The sequence below is a fragment of the Corynebacterium sp. ACRPH genome, assembly GCF_022347285.1.
In the GTDB taxonomy this organism is placed as follows: domain Bacteria; phylum Actinomycetota; class Actinomycetes; order Mycobacteriales; family Mycobacteriaceae; genus Corynebacterium.
This window is the reverse complement of record NZ_JAKRND010000013.1, coordinates 38,204-59,326: the sequence shown is the minus strand read 5'-3', so window position 1 is coordinate 59,326 and position 21,123 is coordinate 38,204. Positions and strand designations below refer to the sequence as shown.

The 21,123-nt window shown below is 64.4% G+C and carries 21 protein-coding genes; 12 read left to right on the top strand and 9 right to left on the bottom strand.

Translation table 11 applies throughout. The features are described 5' to 3' along the window. Window positions 1–54: 54 nt before the first annotated feature. Window positions 55–681, bottom strand: a complete 627-nt coding sequence (locus MHX66_RS07945) for a DUF6474 family protein (protein WP_035005910.1) — start codon at window positions 679–681, stop codon at window positions 55–57. A 189-nt stretch (window positions 682–870) separates the two neighbouring features. Between MHX66_RS07945 and MHX66_RS07940 the strand changes: the two genes are divergently transcribed. Next, the gene (locus tag MHX66_RS07940; RefSeq protein ID WP_239202019.1) at window positions 871–2,532 is read left to right on the top strand and encodes a TM0106 family RecB-like putative nuclease; all 1,662 of its coding nucleotides are present in this window, start codon (window positions 871–873) and stop codon (window positions 2,530–2,532) included. Between the two features lie 51 nt (window positions 2,533–2,583). Beyond that, window positions 2,584–3,288 carry a peptide-methionine (S)-S-oxide reductase MsrA gene (gene msrA / locus MHX66_RS07935; protein ID WP_193393332.1) on the top strand — a complete coding sequence of 235 codons (705 nt, stop codon included), beginning with the start codon at window positions 2,584–2,586 and terminating at the stop codon, window positions 3,286–3,288. Window positions 3,289–3,308: 20 nt separating this feature from the next. Here msrA and MHX66_RS07930 read toward each other — a convergent pair whose 3' ends face one another. Then, complete coding sequence (locus MHX66_RS07930; protein ID WP_239202017.1) at window positions 3,309–4,067, bottom strand: LppP/LprE family lipoprotein; 759 nt, start codon at window positions 4,065–4,067, stop codon at window positions 3,309–3,311. A 270-nt stretch (window positions 4,068–4,337) separates the two neighbouring features. Next, window positions 4,338–4,940, bottom strand: a complete 603-nt coding sequence (locus MHX66_RS07925) for a superoxide dismutase (protein WP_239202015.1) — start codon at window positions 4,938–4,940, stop codon at window positions 4,338–4,340. A 235-nt stretch (window positions 4,941–5,175) separates the two neighbouring features. Between MHX66_RS07925 and MHX66_RS07920 the strand changes: the two genes are divergently transcribed. The 3 genes from MHX66_RS07920 to MHX66_RS07910 all read left to right on the top strand — a co-directional run bounded on the left by MHX66_RS07920 (window position 5,176) and on the right by MHX66_RS07910 (window position 8,096). Then, window positions 5,176–6,183, top strand: a complete 1,008-nt coding sequence (locus MHX66_RS07920; RefSeq protein ID WP_239202014.1) for an L-lactate dehydrogenase — start codon at window positions 5,176–5,178, stop codon at window positions 6,181–6,183. Window positions 6,184–6,292: 109 nt separating this feature from the next. Then, window positions 6,293–7,189 (top strand): glycerophosphodiester phosphodiesterase family protein, encoded by an 897-nt coding sequence (locus MHX66_RS07915; RefSeq protein ID WP_239202010.1) that lies wholly within the window; start codon window positions 6,293–6,295, stop codon window positions 7,187–7,189. A gap of 34 nt (window positions 7,190–7,223) precedes the next feature. Beyond that, window positions 7,224–8,096, top strand: coding sequence for a DUF5926 family protein (locus MHX66_RS07910; protein WP_255717315.1), 873 nt, complete (start codon window positions 7,224–7,226; stop codon window positions 8,094–8,096). A 54-nt stretch (window positions 8,097–8,150) separates the two neighbouring features. Here MHX66_RS07910 and MHX66_RS07905 read toward each other — a convergent pair whose 3' ends face one another. The 3 genes from MHX66_RS07905 to MHX66_RS07895 all read right to left on the bottom strand — a co-directional run bounded on the left by MHX66_RS07905 (window position 8,151) and on the right by MHX66_RS07895 (window position 11,715). Beyond that, a complete protein-coding gene (locus tag MHX66_RS07905; RefSeq protein WP_239202006.1) occupies window positions 8,151–9,548 on the bottom strand; it encodes an LCP family protein in 1,398 nt (465 codons plus the stop codon). 81 nt (window positions 9,549–9,629) lie between these two features. After that, window positions 9,630–10,364: a CPBP family intramembrane glutamic endopeptidase gene (locus MHX66_RS07900; protein ID WP_239202004.1), complete on the bottom strand. Its 735-nt coding sequence runs from the start codon at window positions 10,362–10,364 to the stop codon at window positions 9,630–9,632. Next, window positions 10,354–11,715 carry an amidase gene (locus MHX66_RS07895; RefSeq protein WP_239202002.1) on the bottom strand — a complete coding sequence of 454 codons (1,362 nt, stop codon included), beginning with the start codon at window positions 11,713–11,715 and terminating at the stop codon, window positions 10,354–10,356. The genes MHX66_RS07900 and MHX66_RS07895 overlap by 11 nt, the downstream gene beginning before the upstream one ends. A 120-nt stretch (window positions 11,716–11,835) precedes the next feature. On the opposite strand from MHX66_RS07895, the gene pheA reads away from it, so the two are divergent. Both pheA and MHX66_RS07880 read left to right on the top strand, forming a co-directional pair. Beyond that, window positions 11,836–12,843, top strand: coding sequence for a prephenate dehydratase (pheA, locus tag MHX66_RS07890; RefSeq protein ID WP_239202000.1), 1,008 nt, complete (start codon window positions 11,836–11,838; stop codon window positions 12,841–12,843). A 3-nt stretch (window positions 12,844–12,846) separates the two neighbouring features. Beyond that, entirely contained in the window at window positions 12,847–13,698 is an 852-nt protein-coding gene (locus MHX66_RS07880) for a histidine phosphatase family protein (protein WP_297667177.1), read from the top strand. On the opposite strand, the gene MHX66_RS07875 is transcribed toward MHX66_RS07880, so the two are convergent. Next, window positions 13,695–14,045: a metallopeptidase family protein gene (locus tag MHX66_RS07875; RefSeq protein WP_239201998.1), complete on the bottom strand. Its 351-nt coding sequence runs from the start codon at window positions 14,043–14,045 to the stop codon at window positions 13,695–13,697. The two genes, MHX66_RS07880 and MHX66_RS07875, sit on opposite strands and share 4 nt — an antisense overlap. 13 nt (window positions 14,046–14,058) lie before the next feature. Further along, window positions 14,059–15,087, bottom strand: coding sequence for a septum formation family protein (locus MHX66_RS07870; RefSeq protein ID WP_239201997.1), 1,029 nt, complete (start codon window positions 15,085–15,087; stop codon window positions 14,059–14,061). Window positions 15,088–15,221: 134 nt separating this feature from the next. Between MHX66_RS07870 and serS the strand changes: the two genes are divergently transcribed. The 5 genes from serS to glf all read left to right on the top strand — a co-directional run bounded on the left by serS (window position 15,222) and on the right by glf (window position 20,140). After that, window positions 15,222–16,496 carry a serine--tRNA ligase gene (gene serS / locus MHX66_RS07865; RefSeq protein WP_239201996.1) on the top strand — a complete coding sequence of 425 codons (1,275 nt, stop codon included), beginning with the start codon at window positions 15,222–15,224 and terminating at the stop codon, window positions 16,494–16,496. Window positions 16,497–16,600: 104 nt separating this feature from the next. After that, window positions 16,601–17,551 carry a 1-acyl-sn-glycerol-3-phosphate acyltransferase gene (locus tag MHX66_RS07860; RefSeq protein ID WP_239201995.1) on the top strand — a complete coding sequence of 317 codons (951 nt, stop codon included), beginning with the start codon at window positions 16,601–16,603 and terminating at the stop codon, window positions 17,549–17,551. A 9-nt stretch (window positions 17,552–17,560) separates the two neighbouring features. Continuing rightward, window positions 17,561–18,379: an HAD family hydrolase gene (locus MHX66_RS07855; RefSeq protein ID WP_239201994.1), complete on the top strand. Its 819-nt coding sequence runs from the start codon at window positions 17,561–17,563 to the stop codon at window positions 18,377–18,379. A gap of 6 nt (window positions 18,380–18,385) precedes the next feature. Next, window positions 18,386–18,847: a TIGR02611 family protein gene (locus tag MHX66_RS07850; protein ID WP_239201993.1), complete on the top strand. Its 462-nt coding sequence runs from the start codon at window positions 18,386–18,388 to the stop codon at window positions 18,845–18,847. A 75-nt stretch (window positions 18,848–18,922) separates the two neighbouring features. Continuing rightward, window positions 18,923–20,140, top strand: coding sequence for a UDP-galactopyranose mutase (gene glf / locus MHX66_RS07845; RefSeq protein WP_239201992.1), 1,218 nt, complete (start codon window positions 18,923–18,925; stop codon window positions 20,138–20,140). Window positions 20,141–20,274: 134 nt separating this feature from the next. Here the strand turns inward: glf and MHX66_RS07840 are convergent, their stop codons facing one another. Next, window positions 20,275–21,081, bottom strand: coding sequence for an ATP-binding protein (locus tag MHX66_RS07840; protein WP_239201991.1), 807 nt, complete (start codon window positions 21,079–21,081; stop codon window positions 20,275–20,277). Window positions 21,082–21,123: the final 42 nt, after the last annotated feature.

Here is a 21,123-nt window from a genome sequence, read left to right as displayed (position 1 = left end):
TGAGATCCCCCCAGCCTGAGCTAGCTCGGCTTAGCGGCCGGCCAAGCCCAAGCCCTACTTGCGCTTGGCCTTAATCTGGGCTTCCACCAGATCCAGCTCGTTGGATACGGAACGCAGCACACGCTTCGCCTGGCCGTCGTTCATGGAGCGGGAGTTCTCGACGGCCGTATCCAGGTCGTCCATACGCTCGGAGATGTCCTTGGCAAAGCCGGTCGGCACGCCATCGTCCAGGGACTTGCGGATCTTCTTGATGCGCGCCTGCTGCAGGCCGCCATCGCCCGGGAACTGGGCGGTTGCCTTGGTAGCCAGGCCACTGCGGCGAGCTGCGGAGCTGTTGGAGGCCTCCTGCAGGGCGGTCGCGCCACGGTAGAACAGCGGGATTGCAAAGGGGGCGGCTACGCGGGCAGCGCCGGCGATCTTCAGCACCTTCTTGGCGTTGAAGCGACCGGCCTTGATCTGCTCCAGTGAGGCCTTCGCCATCTTCTCGTTGTGCTTGCGCTGCGCCTTGAGCTCCTTGGCATCCATCTTGCGCACCTGCTTGGCCGTCTTGCGCAGGTAGGCCTCCTTGCGCTTCTCCAGCTTCGAGTCGGCCTTTACCTGTGCCTTGGCGCGAACCTTCGCTGCCTTCTCGATGGCCTTCTTTTCCTGACGGCGCTTGCGCATACCGCTGAGCAGTCCCATGTCACTCCGATGCGAATTGATCTGTCTTGATCTGTCTTACTGTTCAACCAGATTACTTAAGAAACATCTTTACTGTACTTGCTTCACTGTACTCCGACACCCCGGGGCGGAGGCTTAACTATTTGGGCGCTCAACCTTCTGGGGAGGCGCGCTGCCTGTCCGGGGGACGCGCTAGGCTTAGAAACTATTGTGAGCCTGCCTGAAGATCTTCCGCCACTCGGCCCTAGCGACCTCGTGGGCTGCCGCCACCGTGCGGTATTGCGGCGTCACAAGGAACAGCAGGAACCACCCGTCACCCCGCGCATTCACATTGCGCAGGACCTCGAGGCCTACGTGGAGGCCGTCCAGCACAAAGCCAACGCTGCGCTCCGGCGGGAGCAGGTATTTCGGCGCCTGCCAAACAAGCCGCGGATCGGCGACAAAGTGTTCCCCACGAGGGTGGATATCGACCCTAGCGAGCCGGACACCGCCGTCGAGCAGACTCTGGAGGCGCTGGCTTCCGGTGCTCGGCTGATCACCCGCCCCGTGCTGGCCGAAGGGCCTTTCCGGGTAGAGCTGGACCTGCTCGTCCGCGCGGACCGCGGCAAGGGGGTCGACGAGTTTATGCAGTACACGCCCGTCGCGATCTCCTCGCACTCTGTGGCACGCCGCGCGCGAGCCACGCAGATGGCGGATTGCCGGGTGACGGACATTAGCGCCCTGGGGTTGGCGGTGCCGGCGCCGATTGACTTCCGCCATCGCGCCGCCGCCGGGGACGCCCAAAAGGTGGCCATCGCCCACGTCGTGCTGCGGCAATGGGGTTTCGCCGCCAGCACCGTCGCACTGATCGGTCGCGCCGGGCCGGGCAGGCCACGTTGTTTCTTTTTTGACGCCCCCTCCGTCCTCCCCGGCCTGCAGGCCGCGTTGGAGGAACCGATCCCGACCGGCCCGCGCAGGATCAAGGAATGCCAGACCTGCGAATTCCACAATCACTGCCGAGCCCAGTTGCTGCAGGCGCAGGAGATCAGCCTGCTGCTGCCGGGGGATAAAGCCCGCAAGTGGCGAGAGAGGGGAATCGAAACTCTCCCGCAGCTGGCGGCCTCTGGGAACGGGGAGCAGGCAGAGTTGGCGCAGGCCTGGATGGATGGGCAGGTGGCTTTGCGCCGCCCGAAGAAGAACTGGCAAGAGCAGCCGGAACTCTGGGGCGGTAGCGCACGCAACGCCGTCGGGGGCTTGCGCGACTGGGTGGAGATTGACGTGGATATGGAGGCCCACCCCAACCGCGGCACGTTCCTCTGGGGCACCTTCGACGGCTCGCGCTATATCGGGTTCGGAGACTTCAGCCGGGACGGCGACGAAGGCCAACACGTAGCCGAATTCTGGCACTGGATGCAATCGCAGAAGGACCGCGCCCTGGAGAACGGAAAGAACTTCCAGGTGTGGGTGTATGCCGCGCAAGGGGAAAACTACTGGCTGCGCCACGCCGCCGAGCGCTATGGCGGGCGCCGCTACGCGGTCGCGGGCACAAACGTGAAGGTGACCATGCCCACGCTGGAGGAGGTGAATGCCTTCATCGCCTCCGAGCACTGGTGCGACTGCTTCGGCCTGGTGAAGAAGGCGCTGGCGCCCACGGACTCGCTGGGGTTAAAGACGATCGCTCCGCTGGCGGGGTTCGAATTCAGCCAGGCGGGCATCAACGGCAAGGCGGCGGTGGAACTGTTTGAGCAGGCCATCGGCGGATCCCGCAGTACGGCGCAGGCGGCCAGGCGTAAGCTGGAGCGCTACAACGCCGACGACTGCGTGGCGACCTCGGCGGTTCGCGCGTGGCTGCGCAGGGGCGCGCCGGGCTTGCGGGCGCTGCGGCGTCACTAAGCAGTCAAGAAGAAAAAGGGACAAGACATGACGAACTTCTTCGAACGCATCATGGCGCTCAACAGTCAGGGGCCGTACCGGGCCGAAAGGGTCGGGCCGGAGGACGCGCTGAAGGGCGGACGCACGCCCGTGCTAGAGAATCCGCAGCCGAACGTGGTTCTGGGCACGCCGCTGACCGGCCTGGAGGATAGCTACTGGGCCGAGGCCGACGGGCTGGAGCAACCCGCGCAGATCGTCCTGGGTCTGGGCTGCTTCTGGGGTGTGGAGCGCATGTTCTGGGGCGTGGACGGAGTGTGGGGCACCTCCGTGGGCTACGCGGGCGGATACACTCCGAACCCCACCTACCGCGAGGTATGCACCGGGCGGACCGGCCACGCCGAGGTGGTGCGGGTTGTTTTCGACGCTGCCGCGGTGAGCTTGGAGCAACTGCTGCAGATCGCCTTCGAGAACCACGACCCGACGCAGGGCGACCGGCAGGGCAATGACGTGGGCACGCAGTACCGTTCGTGTGTGTACACGCAGGATGCCGAGCAGTTGGGGCGCGTGCGGCAGGCCATCACAGGCTGGCAGCAGCGCTTTAGCGACGCGGGCTTCGGGGAGATCACCACGGAGGTTGCCGAGCTAGCGGAGATTGGCGACGGGCAGTACTACCTGGCCGAGGACGAGCACCAGCAGTACTTACACAAGCACCCCGACGGGTACTGCAACCACGGGCCTAACGGCGTGAGTTGCCCCGTCGGGGTACTAGGGGACTAGCGAGCCAGCGACTGCGGACTCTACTTGGGGAGGTTCTGGTTCGGAATGCGCCCCTCGGGCACGACCTTGCTGCCGTCCCAGCGGAAGGTGACGTCCGAGTAGTACTTACCAGCATTCACATTGGCATCACCAGATTCCTGCAGCGCCTCCCAGTCGCGCATGCGCACCGTGACGGAAGAATCCGTGGCGGACAGCACCTCGGCCTGCTGGGCTGTGTCTGAGCCCACCCCGATGTACTTGCCCTTGTGGAAGAGCATCAGCTGGGTCCGGAACTGACTATTGCCCTGTTGCGCCTGGGTGATCAGCGCGTAGCTGAGGTCGTTGCAGGGGTTGTAGTTCGACTCGCCCGTGGGCTTCCAGCCGAACTGGTTCGGCGGCAGCTTGCTGATGTTGTTCGTGATCTCCGGGGAGTCTGGCTGTTCGGAGCAGTCCTGGTTGCCGCCGTCAGAGCCGGCGTTACCATCGCCGCCCTCGGCATCCTCACCTTCGGCGGGGTTCGGCGCTGCGGCGTTTTCGGTGTTCGCCCCTTCTGCGTTCTGGTCCTTGCCTTCCTTGGGCGCTTCGCCCTTGTCGGCGGAGCCAGCGTCCGCGGCTTCCGCGTTGGAGGTGACTGGTGCCGGGGCATCTTCACCGTTATTTTCGTCGCCGCAGGCTGCGGTGCCCAACAGCAGGCCGGTCAAGGCGACCACGGCACCAAACTGGCGGGTGCGGCGTGCGCCGCGCGTGCGATGGGATGTGGGGGAGTGGTTGGAACGGATGGTTCGTGCGTGAGCCTTCATGGTTCTTCTCCAATCTCGGGTGGGTGTGTAGGTGACTTGTGGGCCAGCTGCGAAAGTCCAATCGAGCGCGAGTTGAGTGAGTGCTCGTTTAAGAAACCGTTCGCCGGGCCCGTTGCGTTTCTGGGGCCACACTTCTAGGGGTGCGTTTCTAGGGACGCAAAAGGCCCTGTATCAAATGGCCGGAAGATGCTTCCGGCGCTGATACAGGGCCAGCTCTATTTAGTTTTCAGTGCTGGGGAAGCGCCTACGCGGGCGCCCCTTGATGCAGCTTTACTTCTGTGCAGCCTCGTAGCGCTTTGCAACCTCGTCCCAGTTGAAGACGTTCCAGACAGCCTTCACGTAGTCTGCCTTAACGTTCTTGTACTGCAGGTAGAAGGCGTGCTCCCACATATCCAGCAGCAGCAGCGGGGTCAGGTTGATGGACAGGTTGCCCTGCTGGTCGGTCATCTGCTCGACAACCAGGCGGCCAGCGATGTGGTCGTAACCCAGAACAGCCCAGCCGGAGCCCTGCAGGCCCAGTGCAGCACCGTTGAAGTGCTCCTGGAATGCCTCGAAGGAACCGAAGTCGCGGTTGATAGCCTCAGCCAGCTCGCCGGTCGGCTCGCCGCCACCGTTCGGGGAGAGGTTCTTCCAGAACAGGGAGTGGTTGGTGTGGCCACCCAGGTTGAAAGCCAGGTCCTTGGACAGTGCGGTAACTACGCCAGCGATGGAGCCGTCCTTGCGGGCAGCCTCCAGCTTCTCGAGGGCAGCGTTAGCGCCGTTAACGTAGTTCTGGTGGTGCTTGGTGTGGTGCAGCTCCATGATCTCGCCGGAGATGTGGGGCTCCAGAGCGTCGTATGCGTAGTCCAGCTCGGGGAGTTCGTACTTAGCCATAGTTTCTAAAGTTCCTTTCACACGTCGGAAGTGCTTATGACAACAAGTGTGGCGCGAAAATATGGTTCCTGCAAGGTTTTCTATTAGGAACTTTTTATTTATTGACGCCACGTATCAAAAGTTCAAAGTCCAGAAATTCTTGTGGTGAGGGTGTCTGGACGTAGCGCTATGCTGGCCGTGGGCGTCAATAAAGAACGAAGGCACCTACAGGGCAACCAGAAGGAAGAAGGCCACAATGACTGCTCCACAACCGCACAATGACACCACCGGCGCCACCAACGGCACCACCACGCCACCGACCCCCGGTTCCAAGATCGTTCTCATCGGCGCGGGCGACGTCGGCATCGCCTACGCATACACCCTGGTCAACCAGGGTTTGACCGACCACCTGGCCATCATCGACCTGGACGAGCGCAAGACCTGGGGCCACGTACAGGACCTCAACCACGCGGTGCCGTGGTCGCACCATAACACCCGCGTTTCGGTTGGCACCTACGAGGACTGCCGCGATGCCGCAATGGTCTGCATCTGCGCGGGCGCGGCACAGAAGCCGGGGGAGACTCGACTGGACCTCGTTGCCAAGAACACCGCAATCTTCAAGACGATCGTCGGCGACGTGATGGAACACGGCTTCAACGGCATCTTCCTGGTCGCCAGCAACCCGGTGGACATCCTGAGCTACGCGACGTGGAAGTTCTCCGGCATGGACTCCAGCCGCGTGATCGGCTCCGGCACGATCCTGGATACCGCGCGCTTCCGCTACGCGCTGGGCCGCTACTTCGACCTCGCGCCGACCTCCGTGCACGCCTACGTGATCGGCGAGCATGGAGATACTGAGTTGCCGGTGCTTTCTGCCGGTTCGGTGGCGGGTACCTCCATCCGTCACCGGCTGGAGAAGATGGGTGAATCTGCTGACGAGGACGTCGACGAGATCTTCGTGAAGACCCGTGACGCGGCCTACGAAATCATCCAGGCCAAGGGCTCCACCAGCTTCGGCATTGGCATGGGGCTGGCGCGCATCACCCAGGCGGTGTTCAGCAACCAGGATGTCGTGCTGCCGATCTCCACCCTGTTGCAGGGCGAGTACGGATTCGAGGACATCTACATCGGCACTCCCGCGGTGATTAACCGCCAGGGCGTTCGCCACGCCGTGGAGCTACAGTTGGATGCCGAAGAAAAGGAGAGGTTCGACCACTCCGCGAACGTGCTGCGCAAGGTGATGGGCGAAGCCGGGCTAATCTGAGCTGGGCTGATTTAAGCGGGGCTGTTTTAAGTAAACAATAAGTGAAACTTGGAGGGTGCCCGGCGTGAGCGGATGCCGGTTGCAGGCCGGCGCACTAAAAATAGAGGGTATGAAAATTGTCGCCCACCGCGGAGCCTCCAAGGAACGCCCAGAACACACCCTGGCAGCCTATGAACTGGCCGAGCAAAGGGGAGCGGACGGCTTCGAATGCGACATCCGCCTGACCCGCGACGGGGAGCTCGTCTGCCTGCACGACCGCACCATCGACCGAGTGGCGGTGGACAAGCCCGCGAAATCCAACGGCGTGGTCAGCGAGATGACGTTGGCGCAGTTGCGGGAACTGAACGTCGGCACCCCGGAGGAGCCCGCGCAGGTGCTTACTCTGCGCGAGCTTCTGACATTCTTTAACGACGTGAACTCCTCGCGGATCGACGCCGGGCAGGAACATAGCCAGAGGGCGGGGGCGGCAGGCGCTGTAGAGGGGGCGTCACTAAAGAAAGACATCTTTATCGAGACCAAGCACCCGAACCGCTACGGGCCCAAGGTCGAGCACGCCCTGCACTACGAACTGCAGCGGGCGCACCTGGCGGAGAGCTCGCACGTGCACCTGATCAGCTTCAGCCCGCAATCGCTAGTGCGCTTCAAGATGATCAACCCGGCGGTTCACCGCATCCTGCTGCGGCGCGAGTACCAGCGCATGCTCAACCCGGGCCTCGAGGCACTGCATGTTGTGGACGCCCACGGCCTGTCGGTCGCACGTGGTCGGATTCGCCCCGACATCATCGGCCGCTTTGGCGATGGAACCTACGTGTGGACCGCCGATAAGGAAGACGAGGTGCGGTGGGCTACGCGCCAGGGAGTGACCTGGCTGGCGACGAACTACCCCGGGCGGGCGCGGATGTGGCGCGACAACGAGCTGGGGTTGGACAAGCCGGAGCCAGCTAGAGAAACCAGTGCTGCTGCATTTTCCTTGGTGCAGCCAGGTACAATTAACGACCGTGGCTAAGAAGAAAAAGAATCAAGATAACCTGCCCGAGGGCATGAGCCGCCGCCAGGCGAAGCTCGCTGCCCGCGCCGCGGAACGCGCGAAGCTGCAGAAGGACCCGCGCCCCTTCGACGGTTTCGCCATGGAGGCCGACCTGATCGCCCTGCAGGAATTCGTCCCCTCGGCGCACTTCGTTGCCGACGTGAAGGACGCGGAGCACAAGATCTCCATCGTTACCGTCCTGCCGGGTGCGGTCGCAGCGCTGCGCCGCTCGGAGGAAGACGGCGGCGAGGCCTTCGTTGCACTGCAGACCCAGCGCCGCGGTGACAACCCGAACCGTGACCTGGCATTCGCCCTGAACTGGGTAAAGCAGGCCGAGCCGGGCCAGTCCCTGGAGGTCGGCGTGGCCGACGGCACCGAGCCCGCCCTGGCGGACATCCTGAACAAGGACGCTGCCTCCGAGATCACCGTCGCCCAGGACTTCTCCTGGTGGCTGACCGAGGAAAACCGCAACAACCCGCAGATCGCCGCCACCCTGCAGCGCGCTAACGAATCCGTGCTGCCCTCCGAGCGCGTGGAGGCGGACATTAAGGGTGCCGCATGGTGGATCGACCCGTCCGACAAGGCGCACATCCGCTGGGTTCGGCAGGAGGGCGAGGAGGAACTGCTGAACGCTCTGGCCCGCCTGCACGCCGCTGGTGAGCTGCACCTGGGCGAGGGCTCCAAGTTCGCCGGTGTGTTCCGCACCCACGGCATCCTGGTTCCGGTGTGGGACCTGGACCGCAGCCGCGAGTCCGCTTCCTGGAAGGATGGCCTGGAGGCTCTGGATCCGAAGATCGCAGAAGCCCTGGCCAAGGATGCTCCGCTGACTGCCGACGAGCAGAAGGCCAAGCAGACCATCCAGTCCCGCGAGGTAACCATCCGCTAGCAGCGGCTGGCTAGTAGCTGACCAGCCCGGCTGGCTAGTGGGGCCGGCTACTGGCTAACGCAGCTCCGCGAACATCTCCTCTGCGCCGGCATCGTCCCACAGTGCGACGTTGCCGGCGTAAGTGTTTTCATAACCTGCAATCGGCACGGTCTCCTGCTTCGCCCCGCCGGCCATAGCCAGACCCAGCGAGGCGAGGTTCCACACGTGGTCGTCCTCGTTGACCGTCATGTTCGCGCTGAGGGCATCGGCGACCTTCAGGTTCTTAAATGGGTTCAGCAGCGTACCGGGGGACTTGATCTTCTTGGACAGCTCGGCCAGGAACTTGCGCTGGCGCTCCACGCGGTCCAGGTCTCCCTGCGCCGAGGCGTAGCGGGAGCGCACGTACCCCAGCGCGGTCGGCCCATCGAGTTCCTGGCAGCCGGCCTGCAGGTTGATGCCCGCCATTGGGTCATCCAGCGGCTCGTCCAGGCACATCTCCACGCCGCCGACCGCGTCGACAACATTGGCGAATCCGCCGAAGCCGATTTCTGCGTAGTGGTCCAGATGGATGCCCGTCGCCTTCTCCACGGTCTGCTGCAGCAGCGCCGGCCCGCCGAGGGAAAACGCCTGGTTGAGCTTATTCTGCCCATAGCCAGGGATGTCAACCCAGCTATCGCGCGGCAGGGAGAGCATGGTCGCGTCTCCGCCGAAGCGGGGAATGTGCACCACCATGATCGTGTCTGTGCGCCCCACCGAATCGTCGAGCTCCCCGGCCATCAGACGGTCGGCGTCCTCCTCGCTCAGCCCGGCGCGGGAGTCCGAGCCCACCAGGAGCCAGTTGGTGCCGGAGGTGCTCCCCAAGCGGCCGTCGTAATCCTGCAGGGCATCGGTGCGCTGGAGCTTCGTATCGATCCACACGGCCGCGCCGATGCTGAATGCCAGCACGATGGCCAGCAGTAGACCTAGCGCCTTGAAGAAGCCGAAGCGCTTGCGCTTCCTCGGCCGCGGGGTAGCCCGCCCGCGGGGGCGCCGAGTGGGGCGCGGGGGCTCGCCCCTGCCAGCACGGCCCCTGCCGGAGCGGTCGTCGGGGTAGCCGCCGAATTGCGGCTCGCCGAAAGGTTGACCCGGTTGGGGCTGTTGGCCCGGATACTGACCCTGATATTGGCCCGGCTGCGGCTGGTGGCCCCGGTTGGCATCGAGGTTGGCATCGCGTGGCGGGAGCGGCTCGGCACGGCGGTAGCGCGGCCCTTCGGGCTGATTCGGGATCTCGCGGCGCTGGGGCTCCCTGTGCCCGGGGGGCCCGGTGGGCTCGTTGTTGCTCGGAGGGATGACGCCCTTACGCACCGGCCGCCCGTAGCGATCCAGGATGGGCTTGCCGTGTCGATCCCGGGCGATCTCCATGCCTCCGGCACCGTCCGTGCCGCCGGAATTGTTGGCGGGGCGGCGGGGGCCGAAATTATCGCGAGAATTCATGGGGACAATAATAACGGGTTCCGGGGACATGGCTGGCGTCAATGCAGTGGTACAGCGGCGCTCGAAGGGCCTAACTGTGCACTAAAACAGCACAGCGTAGCCGACGAATGCGACGGTATCGATCAGCCCGTGGCCGATGACGAGGGGCCAGATCCGCCCGGTTCGCTTGAAGTACCAGAGGTAGATGACACCCATGATGATGTTGCCCAGCCCGGCGGAATACCCCTGGTAGAGGTGGTAGCTGCCCCGCAGCAGCGCGCTGGCGGCGAACACCCACACCCAGCTGATGCGCAGCTGCCGCAGACGTGTGCTGAGCCAAGCTACGACCACCAGTTCCTCGGCGAATCCATTGGCCCAGGAGTTCACTATCAGCAGCGGGATCCGCCACCAGGATTCGTCCAAGCCAGTGGGCACGACCTGCTTTGATAGCCCCAGGTGAACCGCGCCGAAATAAAGCGCCAGCCCAGGTAGTCCGATGATCGCGGCCAGCCCCGCCCCGTGCAGCCAGTCGCGGCCCCGCAGCCGCCAGCTGCGCACCAGCGCCGGGGTGGGCAGGTGCCGTAGCAGCAGGAATATCGCTAACCCGCCCCAGGCGAAGAGCACGCCACTGGAGAGCAGCTGCAGTATCGGATCCAGCCAGGGCAGCACCGATTGTGCCTGGTTGAGGGTGGCTTTCTGCTCGTTGAGCGCCTCCGGACTGACGGTTGCCTCCACCAGCCGGGCAATGGCGCGCAACCCCGAGGTGCCGAAGGTGATGCCCAGGACGAGCAGTAGCTCCCAACGCAGTACCGTGCGGTCGCTGGTGTTAGTGCTCATGACTGTGGCTGTTGTCGGGTTTGGCGCGGAAATCCAGGGCCTCTATATCGCCCGGAACCGCAACGCTGAGGCTTTCGGCGGGCAGGCGCGAGGCGGCGTCCATAATAAAGGCAGCGAGGGAAAGCAGCGTCGCTGCGCTCGTGCGATTGCCGACCGCACCCAGCATCAGGGCGATCGGCCAGCGGCCGGGCACGCGCTCGGGGGCGACGAGCGGCAGCGTGACGGCCGCCCAGCCCGTCAGGTTCCACAGGGTGCCCCAGGGTGTCCAGGCGGTTTGCGCCCAGAAGTTATCGGTGGGCTTGAGCTGGGAAAACGCTCCGGGAGGTGGCGGTGCGCAGGCGAGAGTCGGGGTGGCGATCACGTCGAAGTGCGGCCACGCCTGCTGTGGGTCTAGCCCGACTATCTGTTTTTCTAACTGTTGACGCCGCCATTTCGGCACCTGCCGGCCTTCCTCACGGAGCCAGGTAGTGATGGGCGACAGCGTGCCCGGTAGGTCCGCACAGCGGGCGGCGATGAGGTCGCGGAAGAGCTGGAAGGTGGCCGGGGGATAGGGGGCTGGCGCCTGGGTGACGGACTCGACGAGCGGATGCGTGGTGGCCAGCGCCGTGGCTGCGGCGGTGGCAGCGGCGATGTCCGGTGAGACAACGCTGCGGGTGTGGAAGGGCTGGTTGGTGTAGCCGATGCGCAGAGGCCGTGGCGGTTGAGCGGGCTCCAGGTGCAGCGTGTCCGTATCCGGCGCGGGCAGGCCGTAGGCGCGGGCGGTGGTGAGTAGGTCGGAGGCGATAAACCCCTGTGCGACCGGTGTAAAAGAGCCGAACCGGTGGTTGTGGGCGGGCTTCAACGCGGCGAGCCCGCAGCAGGCCGCGGGGATGCGGATGGAGCCACCGCCGTCGGTGGCGTGGGCGATGTTCACCAATCCACGGGCGACGGCCGTGGCCGCCCCGCCGGAGGAGCCGCCGACCATGATCGCAGAGTTCAGCGGATTGACGGGCTGAGGCATACCGACGGGCTCGGTATAGGCGGTGGTGCCGTACTCCGCGGAGGAAGACGCACCCACTAGCGTGGCCCCGCCCACCAGCAGGCGGTGGGCGGCCGTGTCGTGGTAGTTGGCCACGAAGCTGTGGTGAACCGAGCCCATCGTGGTGACCTCGCCCGCCACCTGCTGCAGGTCCTTGATCAGCACCTCCTCGCCGCCGAGGGGGAGATCCGGGTGACTGCGCAGGAAATCGTAGCTGTGGGGGTTGTCGTAGACGCGGGCCACGCCCAATTGTGCGTTGCTGAGCCCAGTATCGCGCCGGGCGCGGGCTAGGCGGGCGGCGAAAGTGTTGGGCTGGTCGGGCGTGCGGTTCATTGCTTCCCAAGGATATACCCGGGATATGGCCGGGGAGGCTTCGTCTCCGGGAATCGCAGGGAATCTAAATCCGGGAATGGCAGGGAATCCCCGGTGAGGTTCTCCACTAGACTGCGTTGCATGAGTGGTTCCACAAGTGATTCTTCTGTGCGCGTAGCGTTCCTCGGCCCCGAAGGGACCTTCACCGAAGAGGCGCTGAAGCAGTTTAAGCAGCTCGGCGCAGTACCGGAGGGTGCCACCGAGATTCCCGTCGCCTCCCCACGGGTGGCGCTGGACATGGTGCGCGACGGCGAAGCTGACTTCGCGTGTGTGGCACTGGAAAGCTCCGTGGACGGTCCGGTCTCGCAGACAGAAGATGCGCTGACCTACGGCAAGCCGCTGCAGATCTACCGCGAGGTGCTCGTACCGGTGGTGTTCTCTATCCTGGTGCGCCCCGGCACCAAGCTCGAGGACATCACGACGCTGACCACCCACCCCGTCGCCGAGGCACAGGTGCGCAACTGGGTGGCGGAGAACCTGCCTGACGTTTCCTTCGTCCCCGCCTCCAGTAACGGTGCGGCCGCGGCAGCAGTGAAGGCCGGGCAGGCGGATGCCGCCGCAGCGCCGGCCCGCGCGGGCGAGATCCACCAGCTGGATGCCGTGGCCGAGGGGGTGGCCGACGTCGCCGGCGCCCAGACCCGCTTCATCCTGGTTGGCAACCCCGGCAAGCCCACCGAGCGCACCGGCAACGACCGCAGCGGCATGGTGCTCTGGTTGCCGAACGTGCCCTCCAGTCTGCTGGACGCAATCGCCGAGCTGTCCACCCGCCAGGTGGACATGGCCCGCATCGGCTCCCGCCCCCGCCGTACTGGGGAAAAGGGCGAGGGTGCGGCCAACGGCAACTACGTCTTCCACATCGGCATCGTCGGCCACATCGAGGACGCCGCCGTGGCCGAAGCCCTGGCTGGACTGTACCGCCGTGCGGAGGACGTGCGCTTCCTGGGCAGCTGGCCCTCCGCGGAACCACTGCCGGTCGCGGAGACCTCTACCACCCATCCGCTGCATCGCCATGCGGGCAGTGCCCCGCCGAACTACGCTGAGTCCAGTAGATGGATTGAGGAACTCAAGTGCGGCCAGAAGGGTAGCTAGGCAATGGCACAATCGACACGTCTTTTCCTGGTCAGGCACGGCCAGACGACCTCTAACGCCATTCACGCTTTGGATACCGCGCTGCCCGGTGCCGACCTCACCGACCTGGGCTGGGAGCAGGCCGCAGAGGCCGGCGACTGGCTCAGCGAACGCACCCAGCGCCTGAAGATCGCTTCCTCGTTTGCTGCTCGCGCGCAGCAAACTGCCGTGGGGCTGGCCGGTGCGTTCGGTGGGGAGATCGTTCCTGCGGGCTTCTCCCGCGGGGAATCCTTAGATGACGCCACCGCCTCCGCCCGCGCGACGGATCACATTCAAGCTGCGCTGCAGCGGCTACCGCGGGTCTCTGAGATCCCAGCCGGGCAGTACGAGATGAAGAACGACGAGGACGCACACGAGGCCTACCACTCCATCCTGGGCGCCTGGATGCTCGGCCGGGTGGACAAGGCCGTGCCCGGCGGCCTATCCGGCGCGGAGGTGCTGCGCGAATACCTGGCCACGCTGCTGGTCGCACTGGCTGACAACGAGGCGGCGAACCGGGAGGCAGTACAGAACGGAGCTGAGCCCACCGATGTTGCGCTAATCAGCCACGGTGCCGTGATCCGCCTGGTCGCCCGCTTCCTGGGCGGGGTGGATCCGGAGTGGGCCTTCATGCACTACCTGGCCAACGGCAACGTCATTACCCTGCGCGTGCCAGACAACATTGCCGAGTTGGTTGACGTTGCGGTGGGCCGGCCTGGGGCGTCACAAAATAAGACAGAAACGAACAGGGCCGAAACAACGGCGGCGCGCTCCGGGGTGCTCGACAGTCTGGAGGGCTCTTTCGAAGTGCTGGGGTGGGGCGCGGCGACGCTCTAGCCCCAGCCGAGTTCGTGCAGGCGGTCGTCGTCGATGCCGAAGTGGTGGCCGAGCTCGTGGATGACGGTGATGGCGACCTGTTCGACTAGCTCTTCCTCGGTGTCGCAGATGTCCTCGAGGGCGTGGCGGTAGATCGTGATCTTATCGGGCAGGGCAGATGTGTACTCGGAGGTACGCTCTGTCAGCGCGATGCCCTCGTAGAGACCCAGGATGTGCGGGCTTTCGGGGTTGTAGCCCTCGGTGACGATGGCGACGTTGCTGACGTTATCCAGCAGCTCGCGGGGGATGCGCCGAAGGCCGAGGTCAACGAGCTCTTCGAAGCGCTCGGGAGAAACGTCGATGGCCATGGGAAGTGCCCGCCTACGGCGCCGGGGCTGGGTTGGCAGCGTTGTCGGGCCGTGCATCCCGGCGCAGCGGGTTGCGCTTCGGCGGGGTCTTCGGTGGGTGGCCGTCGATGGTGAATTCGCTGCGCACATCGCCGGCCAGGGCGGCGAATCCGCCGCCGGGGCGACCGAACGTCAAAGCGCAGTTCACGGTGCGTGAGCCCGCATCCCAAGATTGGCGCTGCAGCGTGGTCCAGAACGGCGTGAGCGTGGAGTTGTACAGCGCATCGTCGCCGCCCAGGTAATCCTTCGCGGCCTTGGTGCAGACCTTGTTCAGGAACTCGTTCTGCTTCTTCGTATCCGGCCACGCACCGGGGAACTGCTCGCCGAGGTCCACCACGGAGGTCACCTGCCAGGCGTGCGGCTCTTCGCACGGAACCTCGTTGGTCAGATCGCCATCGGCGCGGACGCAGCGGTTCTTTTCGAAGTAGCGCGACTGATCTTGCTTAGCGGCGAAGCCGGTGGTCTCGGTGGTGCGGCCGGTGGCGTCTGGAACCATCACGCCACACAGCATCGTGCGGTCGCCGTCGTTCCACGCGGACTGCGGGGGCAGGATCGGGGAGATGGAGTAGCGCCCCTCCGGGTCGAGCTTGCCCTCGAGGTACTGCATCGTCGGCCCGATGCAGAGCTCGTTGGTCAATTCTTCTTGACGCTTCAAGTCCGGCTGCTTTGCGGATGAGCCGAACTCGCTGGTGGGGTACTGGCCGAGGTCTTCACGGGAGCTGACCTCGAAGCGGTGAGGCTGCTCGCAATCCACGGTGGCGAAGCCGGAGTTCACACCGTCTTTGCCGGGCTTCCAATTCACACAGTCGCCGTTGCTGGCCTCGGTGAACGTAGTGTTGTTCACGTGCTGCCCCTGCTTTTCATCGGCCGGCACCAGCGGAGTGCTGCCCTCGGGGGCGACGAAGGCGAAGGCTGCGGCGCTGACACCACCGCACAGGGCGGAGAACAATGCGATGGTGAGGCTGCGTGCTCTGCGGCGGGTTTTCGCTTCGCTGGTGGTCATGGGGCTCGCTCTAAATCTGCTTCGGGGTTTTCGGCTGTATCCGACAGTAATTGTGAGGCCAGTCTAGTAGGGGTTGTGCCATAGGGGGGAACTGGGCAGACAACTACGAGGGCGAACCGGCTAAGCTAATCACCATGATTGATCTGAAGTTTCTGCGCGATAACCCCGATGTAGCCCGTGAATCCCAGCGCACTCGTGGGGAGGATCCGGCGCTGATCGACCAGCTGCTGGAGGCCGATTCCCAGCGCCGCGAGGCCATCAGCGCCGCCGACGCGGCCCGTGCGGAACAGAAGGCATTCTCCAAGGAGATGGGGCAGAAGATGCGCTCCGCCTCCGACAAGGAGAAGCAGGCCCTGCGCGAGGAGGGCAAGCAAAAGGCCGAGGCAGTCAAGAAGCTGGAGGAGGCCCAGTCCAGCGCCGAGCAGGCCGTCTACGACCTGCAGATGCAGATTTCCAACATTGTGGAGGAAGGCGCGCCGGCCGGTGGCGAGGAGGACTTCGTCACCCTCGACGTGGTGGGCGAGCCGCCGCAGTTCGACTTCGAGCCGAAGGATCACCTCGAGCTGGGCGAATCCCTGGGGCTGATCGACATGAAGCGCGGCACGAAGGTCTCCGGCGCTCGCTTCTACTTCCTCACCGGCGACGGTGCGCTGCTGCAGCTGGGCATGCTGCAGCTGGCGGCCCAGAAGGCCGTGGAGCACGGCTTTCAGCTCATGATCCCGCCGGTGCTGGTGCGCCCCGAGGTCATGTCCGGCACCGGCTTCCTGGGTGCCCACGCAGATGAGATTTATCACCTGGAAGAAGACGACATGTACCTGGTCGGCACCTCCGAGGTCGCACTGGCCGGTTACCACTCCGAGGAGATCATCGACCTGTCCAACGGCCCGCTGCGCTACGCCGGCTGGTCCTCTTGCTTCCGCCGCGAGGCTGGTTCTTATGGCAAGGACACCCGTGGCATCATCCGCGTCCACCAGTTCGACAAGGTGGAGATGTTCGTTTACTGCAAGCCGGAGGAGGCCACGGAGCTGCACCAGGAGCTGCTGGCCATGGAGCGCGAAATGCTGGCGGCCATTGAGGTGCCCTACCGCGTGATCGACGTCGCCGGCGGCGACCTCGGCTCCTCGGCGGCCCGCAAGTTCGATACGGAGGCGTGGGTCCCCACCCAGCAGACGTACCGCGAGCTGACCAGTACCTCTAACTGCACCACCTTCCAGGGGCGCCGCCTGAAGACCCGCTACCGCGATGCCGACGGCAAGGCGCAGACCGCCGCCACCCTGAACGGCACCCTGGCGACAACCCGCTGGTTGGTGGCCATTTTGGAGAATCACCAGCAGGCCGACGGCTCCGTGGTTGTGCCGAAGGCGCTGCGTCCTTTCGTTGGTAAAGATATTCTGAAGCCCAGCGAATAGCCCAGCGAATCCGGCGCCTGCAGCGCCGACTCGGCCGTGAATGTGCCCCCGGCGCGCTGGCCGAGCCACAGTTTTAAGGATCCCAAGAGAGGTAACCACCACCCATGTCGTCGCTCGATAGCTTCAGCTTCCCCGATGGCTACCAGCCCAAGATCACCGGCCACAAGGAAGCCAAGGAGATCCCCTATGGCTTCCCGACGATCGGCGTCACCAAGCTGTGGTTCCGGTACATGCAGCACCTAGATTGCGCAGTCTACGGTGCGGAGAATATCCCCGCCGACGGGCCGGCGATGATCGCCGTTAACCACACTGGCTACTGGGACTTCACTTACGGGGGCATCCCGGCGCACGTGCGCGGTGGCCGCGTGGTTCGTTTCATGGCGAAGAAGGAGATCTTCGACGTCAAGGGCGTGGGCGCGCTCATGAGCTCCTACAACCACATCCCCGTCGACCGCGCGGACGGCCAGGCCGCGGTGGATCAGGCCATCAAGCAGCTGAAGGCCGGCGACCTGGTGGGCATCTTCCCGGAGGCCACGATCTCTCGATCCTTCGAGATTAAGGAGTTCCGCCAGGGCGCCGCACGCATCGCCTACGAGGCTGGCGTGCCGCTGATCCCGCTGACCATTTGGGGTTCCCAGCGCGTGTGGACGAAGGGCCGCAAGCCGATTTGGCGGCCGAAGGAAACCCAGCTGGTGATCACCGTCGGCAAGCCGGTCGAGGTCACCGAGGATGCCCAGGCCACCACTGAGCGCCTGCACCAAGCCATGGTCGAACAGATGGATCTGACCCGCCAGCGTTGGGAGGAGCGCTTCGGCCCCATGCCCGAGGGCGAATTTTGGGTGCCGGCCGCCCTCGGCGGAACCGCGCCGACGCTGGAGGAAGCCACAGTCCAGGACCGCGCCGATGCCGCGGCCCGTAAGGAAAAGCGCGCCCAGGAGAAGGCTGAGGCCGAGCGTCGCGCCGCCGCCGAGGCTCGCGAACGCGAGCAGGCCACGGGCATCAATAAGATCCTGGTGCCGCTGCGCCAGCGCATCAACCGTCTGCGCAAAAAGTAGGCCCGAGCGATGCAGGATTCCCCGTTGCTGGTGGTCAGCGACGTTGACGGCACCCTGCTCAACAGCAGGGAGCGGGTCTCGCAGCGGATGCGCCGCGCGGTGAATTCGATGCTGCGCGAAGGCACCGTCTTCACCATCGCCACCGGCCGCCCGCCGCGCTGGCTGATGCCCGTCTTCGAGCAGCTGCCCGTCCGGCCCGTCTGTGCCTGCGCCAACGGCGCCATTATTTATGACGCCGACCGGGATCAGATCGTGCACGCCGCGACCCTCGAGCCGGACCTCATCCGTACCCTCATCGCACAGCTCAGCGAGTCCGTCCCTGGAGTGGGCTTCGCCGTCGAACGGGCCGGAACCAGCGCCTTCGACCGTGCCGACGAGCTATTTTCCGTCTCGCCCGGCTACGACCACGCCTGGGATTCCACCGAGCATGCCGTCCAGTCCCTCGAAGAGCTCGCCGCTACGCCCGTGGTGAAGCTGCTGGTTCGGGATCCCAATCGAACCTCGGCCGAACTCTTTGCTGCGGTGCGGCCTTTTATTGACGCCACCCAGGCCAAAGCCACCTACAGCTATGAAGGGGGCCTGGTGGAGGTCGCGGCGGCGGGGATCTCCAAGCGCTCCGCGCTGGAATGGATTGCCGCACAGATCGGCGTAGAGGCCGCGCAGACCATCGCCTTTGGGGATATGCCGAATGACACGGAGATGCTTACCTGGGCGGGGCACGGCGTGGCGATGGGCAATGCCGAAGGGTCGTTGAAGGAAATCGCCGACGAGGTCACCCTGACGAATGACGAGGACGGCGTGGCTGCCGTCCTCGAACGGTGGTTTTAGGCAGCCATGTCCAAGCTAAGCGAAAACGTACGCCGGAAGGTAGCCCAGCTGCAGGTGCGCCACGAGGGGCTGAAGAAGCGCAGCTATGGATTCCTGGTCGGCCCGCTGACGCTGCTCATAGGGTGGCTGCTGGTGGTCGGCGGCATCCTCATTATCCCCACGCCCGGGCCGGGCTGGTTCCTGCTGTTCTTCGGCATCGGCGTGCTCTCCTTCGAGATGGCCTGGCCCAACCGACTGCTGGATTGGGGACTACGGAAATACGACAGTTTCGAGGAGTATTGGAAGCGGCAGGGGGCGGCGACCAAGAGCTTCATCGGCGTGGGCTTCCTGGCGGGCTGCGCCGTGGTCTTCAGCGGCATCTTCTGGGTGATGTGGAACACCGGGATGCTCGGCTTCGCTGAAGGCTGGCTAGGGGACTGGGTGGAGGAGCTGCCCGACTGGGCCGGGTTTAAAGAACCGCTTGCCTGAAATCGCTGCACCGGGCGGCACACCGAGGTGGCGTCATGACCAAAAACAGTGAGTTAGCGCGGTAACCTGGCAGGCATGACTGAGCAGACACAGAGCGGACAGAACTACGACCTCATCGTTGTCGGCAGCGGCTTCTTCGGCCTTACCGTGGCCGAGCGCGCGGCAACCCAGGCCGGCAAGAACGTGCTGGTGGTGGAGAAGCGTTCCCACATCGGCGGTAACGCGTACTCCGAGGCGGAGCCGGAGACGGGCATCGAGATCCACAAGTACGGTGCACACCTGTTCCACACTTCCAACAAGCGCGTATGGGATTACGTCAACCAGTTCACGGACTTCACCGACTACCAGCACCGCGTGTTTGCAATGCACAAGGGCACCGCCTACCAATTTCCGATGGGCCTGGGGCTAATCAACCAGTTCTTCGGCAAGTACTACAGCCCGGACGAGGCCCGCCAGCTGATTAAGGACCAGACCGACGGGCTGGACCCGGCGGAGGCCAAGAACCTCGAGGAAAAGGGCATCGCCCTGATCGGCCGCCCGCTGTACGAAGCCTTCGTGCGTGACTACACCGCCAAGCAGTGGCAGACCGACCCGAAGGAGCTGCCGGCCTCTAATATCTCCCGCCTGCCGGTGCGCTACACCTTCAACAACCGTTACTTCAACGACACCTACGAGGGTCTGCCGGTGGAGGGCTACACCGCGTGGTTGGAGAACATGGCCGCCGATGAGAAGATCGAGGTGCGCCTGGATACCGACTGGTTCGAGATCCGCGACGAGATCCGCGCGGCCAACCCGGACGCGCCGGTTGTCTACACCGGCCCGCTGGATCGCTACTTCGATTACGCCGAAGGTCACCTGGGCTGGCGCACCCTCGACTTCGAAACCGAGGTGCTGAACACCGGCGACTTCCAGGGCACACCGGTGATGAACTACAACGATGCGGAGTTCCCGTATACCCGCATCCACGAGTTCCGTCACTTCCACCCGGAGCGGGGCGACAGGTACCCGAAGGACAAGACGGTCATCATGAAGGAGTTCTCCCGCTTCGCGGAGGAGGGCGACGAGCCGTACTACCCGATTAACACCCCGGAAGACCGCGAGAAGCTGGAGGCCTACCGCAAGCTGGCCGCGGCGGAGGCCGCGGAGAACAAGGTGCTGTTCGGCGGGCGCCTGGGCACCTACCAGTACCTGGACATGCACATGGCCATCGGCGCGGCGCTGTCGATGTACGACAACAAGCTGGCGCCGTACTTCGAGTCGGGCGAGCCGCTGGAGCAGGAGCGCGGGCACTAGGGGGCGGGCTCGGGGGCGTTCCTACTCCGGCCAGATGGAGAACTGCTCCATTGCATCGGTCGCGTGGTGGGAGCGTAAATACTCGCGCATATATGGCAGCTCGTAATCGACGAACCCGTGGGCTGTTGGGCGGATCATCTCTGCCTCAATGAGGGGTAGCCGCCGGTCGCCTTGGTTGCGTTGTCGAGTGCGTGAAGGGTCCGCGAGACCCCGACTTGTTCGGTGGTCTTTTCAAGCGCCGCGCGTACTTCTTCAATCGGCACCATTCCGGTTTCAATTTTGTTCGCGCGACGCAAGAAGGTCACAGGGTTACGACCTTCGTCAGCGGCAAGAAGTGGTTTCACAGCACCAGGAATGCCAGCCATCGCAATCGCAATCTCCCGGTCTTCGCGGACGAGATGTTGAATGGTTGTCCCGAACTCAATGATTTCGTCCATGTGGGCGTAGTACAGCTCGTCCAGGGTGATAAGTAGGCCGACTGGTTCTTGGTTGAGTCGGGCGTCAAGCTCAGCCTGTCGGTCGAAAAGCTCGTCGAGTACCGACCTCAACGTCGGTGTGGGCGAAAAGGAGGGAATGGCTTCGGTCTCGAAGCCGAGGTAAGAGAGATCGATGCCGGAGAGGCGACGTTTGGGCTCGTCGGAAAGATCTTGAAGGAGGCTGAAGGCACGGTCACGAATGCGGTCGTTGAAACCACGAGTCGTGGTTTCGGAGATGACGTGCCATGAGTGCGTCTTCGCGACCGTTTCGAATTCATTTAACAAAACAGTCTTGCCGATACCCCTAGGGCCGGTAATGATGGAGATACGTTCATGGCTTCCGGGGCCATCCTGGATGGCGGCATCGAAATCGTGGAGGTATTCATCGCGTCCTGCGAGAACCAGCGGTGTCTTCCCAACTGTTGCGGTGAAGGGGTTCTTGGGTCGAGCTGAAGTGGACGGCATCTTGCCTCTTTACTATCTTTACTATCTTTACTATTTCGTCGC

What these genes read in the sequence shown, in the direction of transcription:
- MHX66_RS07945 (WP_035005910.1), bottom strand. Translation starts at nt 681, where the DNA reads ATGGGACTGCTCAGCGGTATGCGCAAGCGCCGTCAGGAAAAGAAGGCC.
- msrA (WP_193393332.1), top strand. Translation starts at nt 2,584, where the DNA reads ATGGCGCTCAACAGTCAGGGGCCGTACCGGGCCGAAAGGGTCGGGCCG.
- MHX66_RS07930 (WP_239202017.1), bottom strand. Translation starts at nt 4,067, where the DNA reads ATGAAGGCTCACGCACGAACCATCCGTTCCAACCACTCCCCCACATCC.
- MHX66_RS07925 (WP_239202015.1), bottom strand. Translation starts at nt 4,940, where the DNA reads ATGGCTAAGTACGAACTCCCCGAGCTGGACTACGCATACGACGCTCTG.
- MHX66_RS07920 (WP_239202014.1), top strand. Translation starts at nt 5,176, where the DNA reads ATGACTGCTCCACAACCGCACAATGACACCACCGGCGCCACCAACGGC.
- MHX66_RS07915 (WP_239202010.1), top strand. Translation starts at nt 6,293, where the DNA reads ATGAAAATTGTCGCCCACCGCGGAGCCTCCAAGGAACGCCCAGAACAC.
- MHX66_RS07910 (WP_255717315.1), top strand. Translation starts at nt 7,224, where the DNA reads ATGAGCCGCCGCCAGGCGAAGCTCGCTGCCCGCGCCGCGGAACGCGCG.
- MHX66_RS07905 (WP_239202006.1), bottom strand. Translation starts at nt 9,548, where the DNA reads ATGAATTCTCGCGATAATTTCGGCCCCCGCCGCCCCGCCAACAATTCC.
- MHX66_RS07900 (WP_239202004.1), bottom strand. Translation starts at nt 10,364, where the DNA reads ATGAGCACTAACACCAGCGACCGCACGGTACTGCGTTGGGAGCTACTG.
- MHX66_RS07895 (WP_239202002.1), bottom strand. Translation starts at nt 11,715, where the DNA reads ATGAACCGCACGCCCGACCAGCCCAACACTTTCGCCGCCCGCCTAGCC.
- pheA (WP_239202000.1), top strand. Translation starts at nt 11,836, where the DNA reads ATGAGTGGTTCCACAAGTGATTCTTCTGTGCGCGTAGCGTTCCTCGGC.
- MHX66_RS07880 (WP_297667177.1), top strand. Translation starts at nt 12,847, where the DNA reads ATGGCACAATCGACACGTCTTTTCCTGGTCAGGCACGGCCAGACGACC.
- MHX66_RS07875 (WP_239201998.1), bottom strand. Translation starts at nt 14,045, where the DNA reads ATGGCCATCGACGTTTCTCCCGAGCGCTTCGAAGAGCTCGTTGACCTC.
- MHX66_RS07870 (WP_239201997.1), bottom strand. Translation starts at nt 15,087, where the DNA reads ATGACCACCAGCGAAGCGAAAACCCGCCGCAGAGCACGCAGCCTCACC.
- serS (WP_239201996.1), top strand. Translation starts at nt 15,222, where the DNA reads ATGATTGATCTGAAGTTTCTGCGCGATAACCCCGATGTAGCCCGTGAA.
- MHX66_RS07860 (WP_239201995.1), top strand. Translation starts at nt 16,601, where the DNA reads ATGTCGTCGCTCGATAGCTTCAGCTTCCCCGATGGCTACCAGCCCAAG.
- MHX66_RS07855 (WP_239201994.1), top strand. Translation starts at nt 17,561, where the DNA reads ATGCAGGATTCCCCGTTGCTGGTGGTCAGCGACGTTGACGGCACCCTG.
- MHX66_RS07850 (WP_239201993.1), top strand. Translation starts at nt 18,386, where the DNA reads ATGTCCAAGCTAAGCGAAAACGTACGCCGGAAGGTAGCCCAGCTGCAG.
- glf (WP_239201992.1), top strand. Translation starts at nt 18,923, where the DNA reads ATGACTGAGCAGACACAGAGCGGACAGAACTACGACCTCATCGTTGTC.
- MHX66_RS07840 (WP_239201991.1), bottom strand. Translation starts at nt 21,081, where the DNA reads ATGCCGTCCACTTCAGCTCGACCCAAGAACCCCTTCACCGCAACAGTT.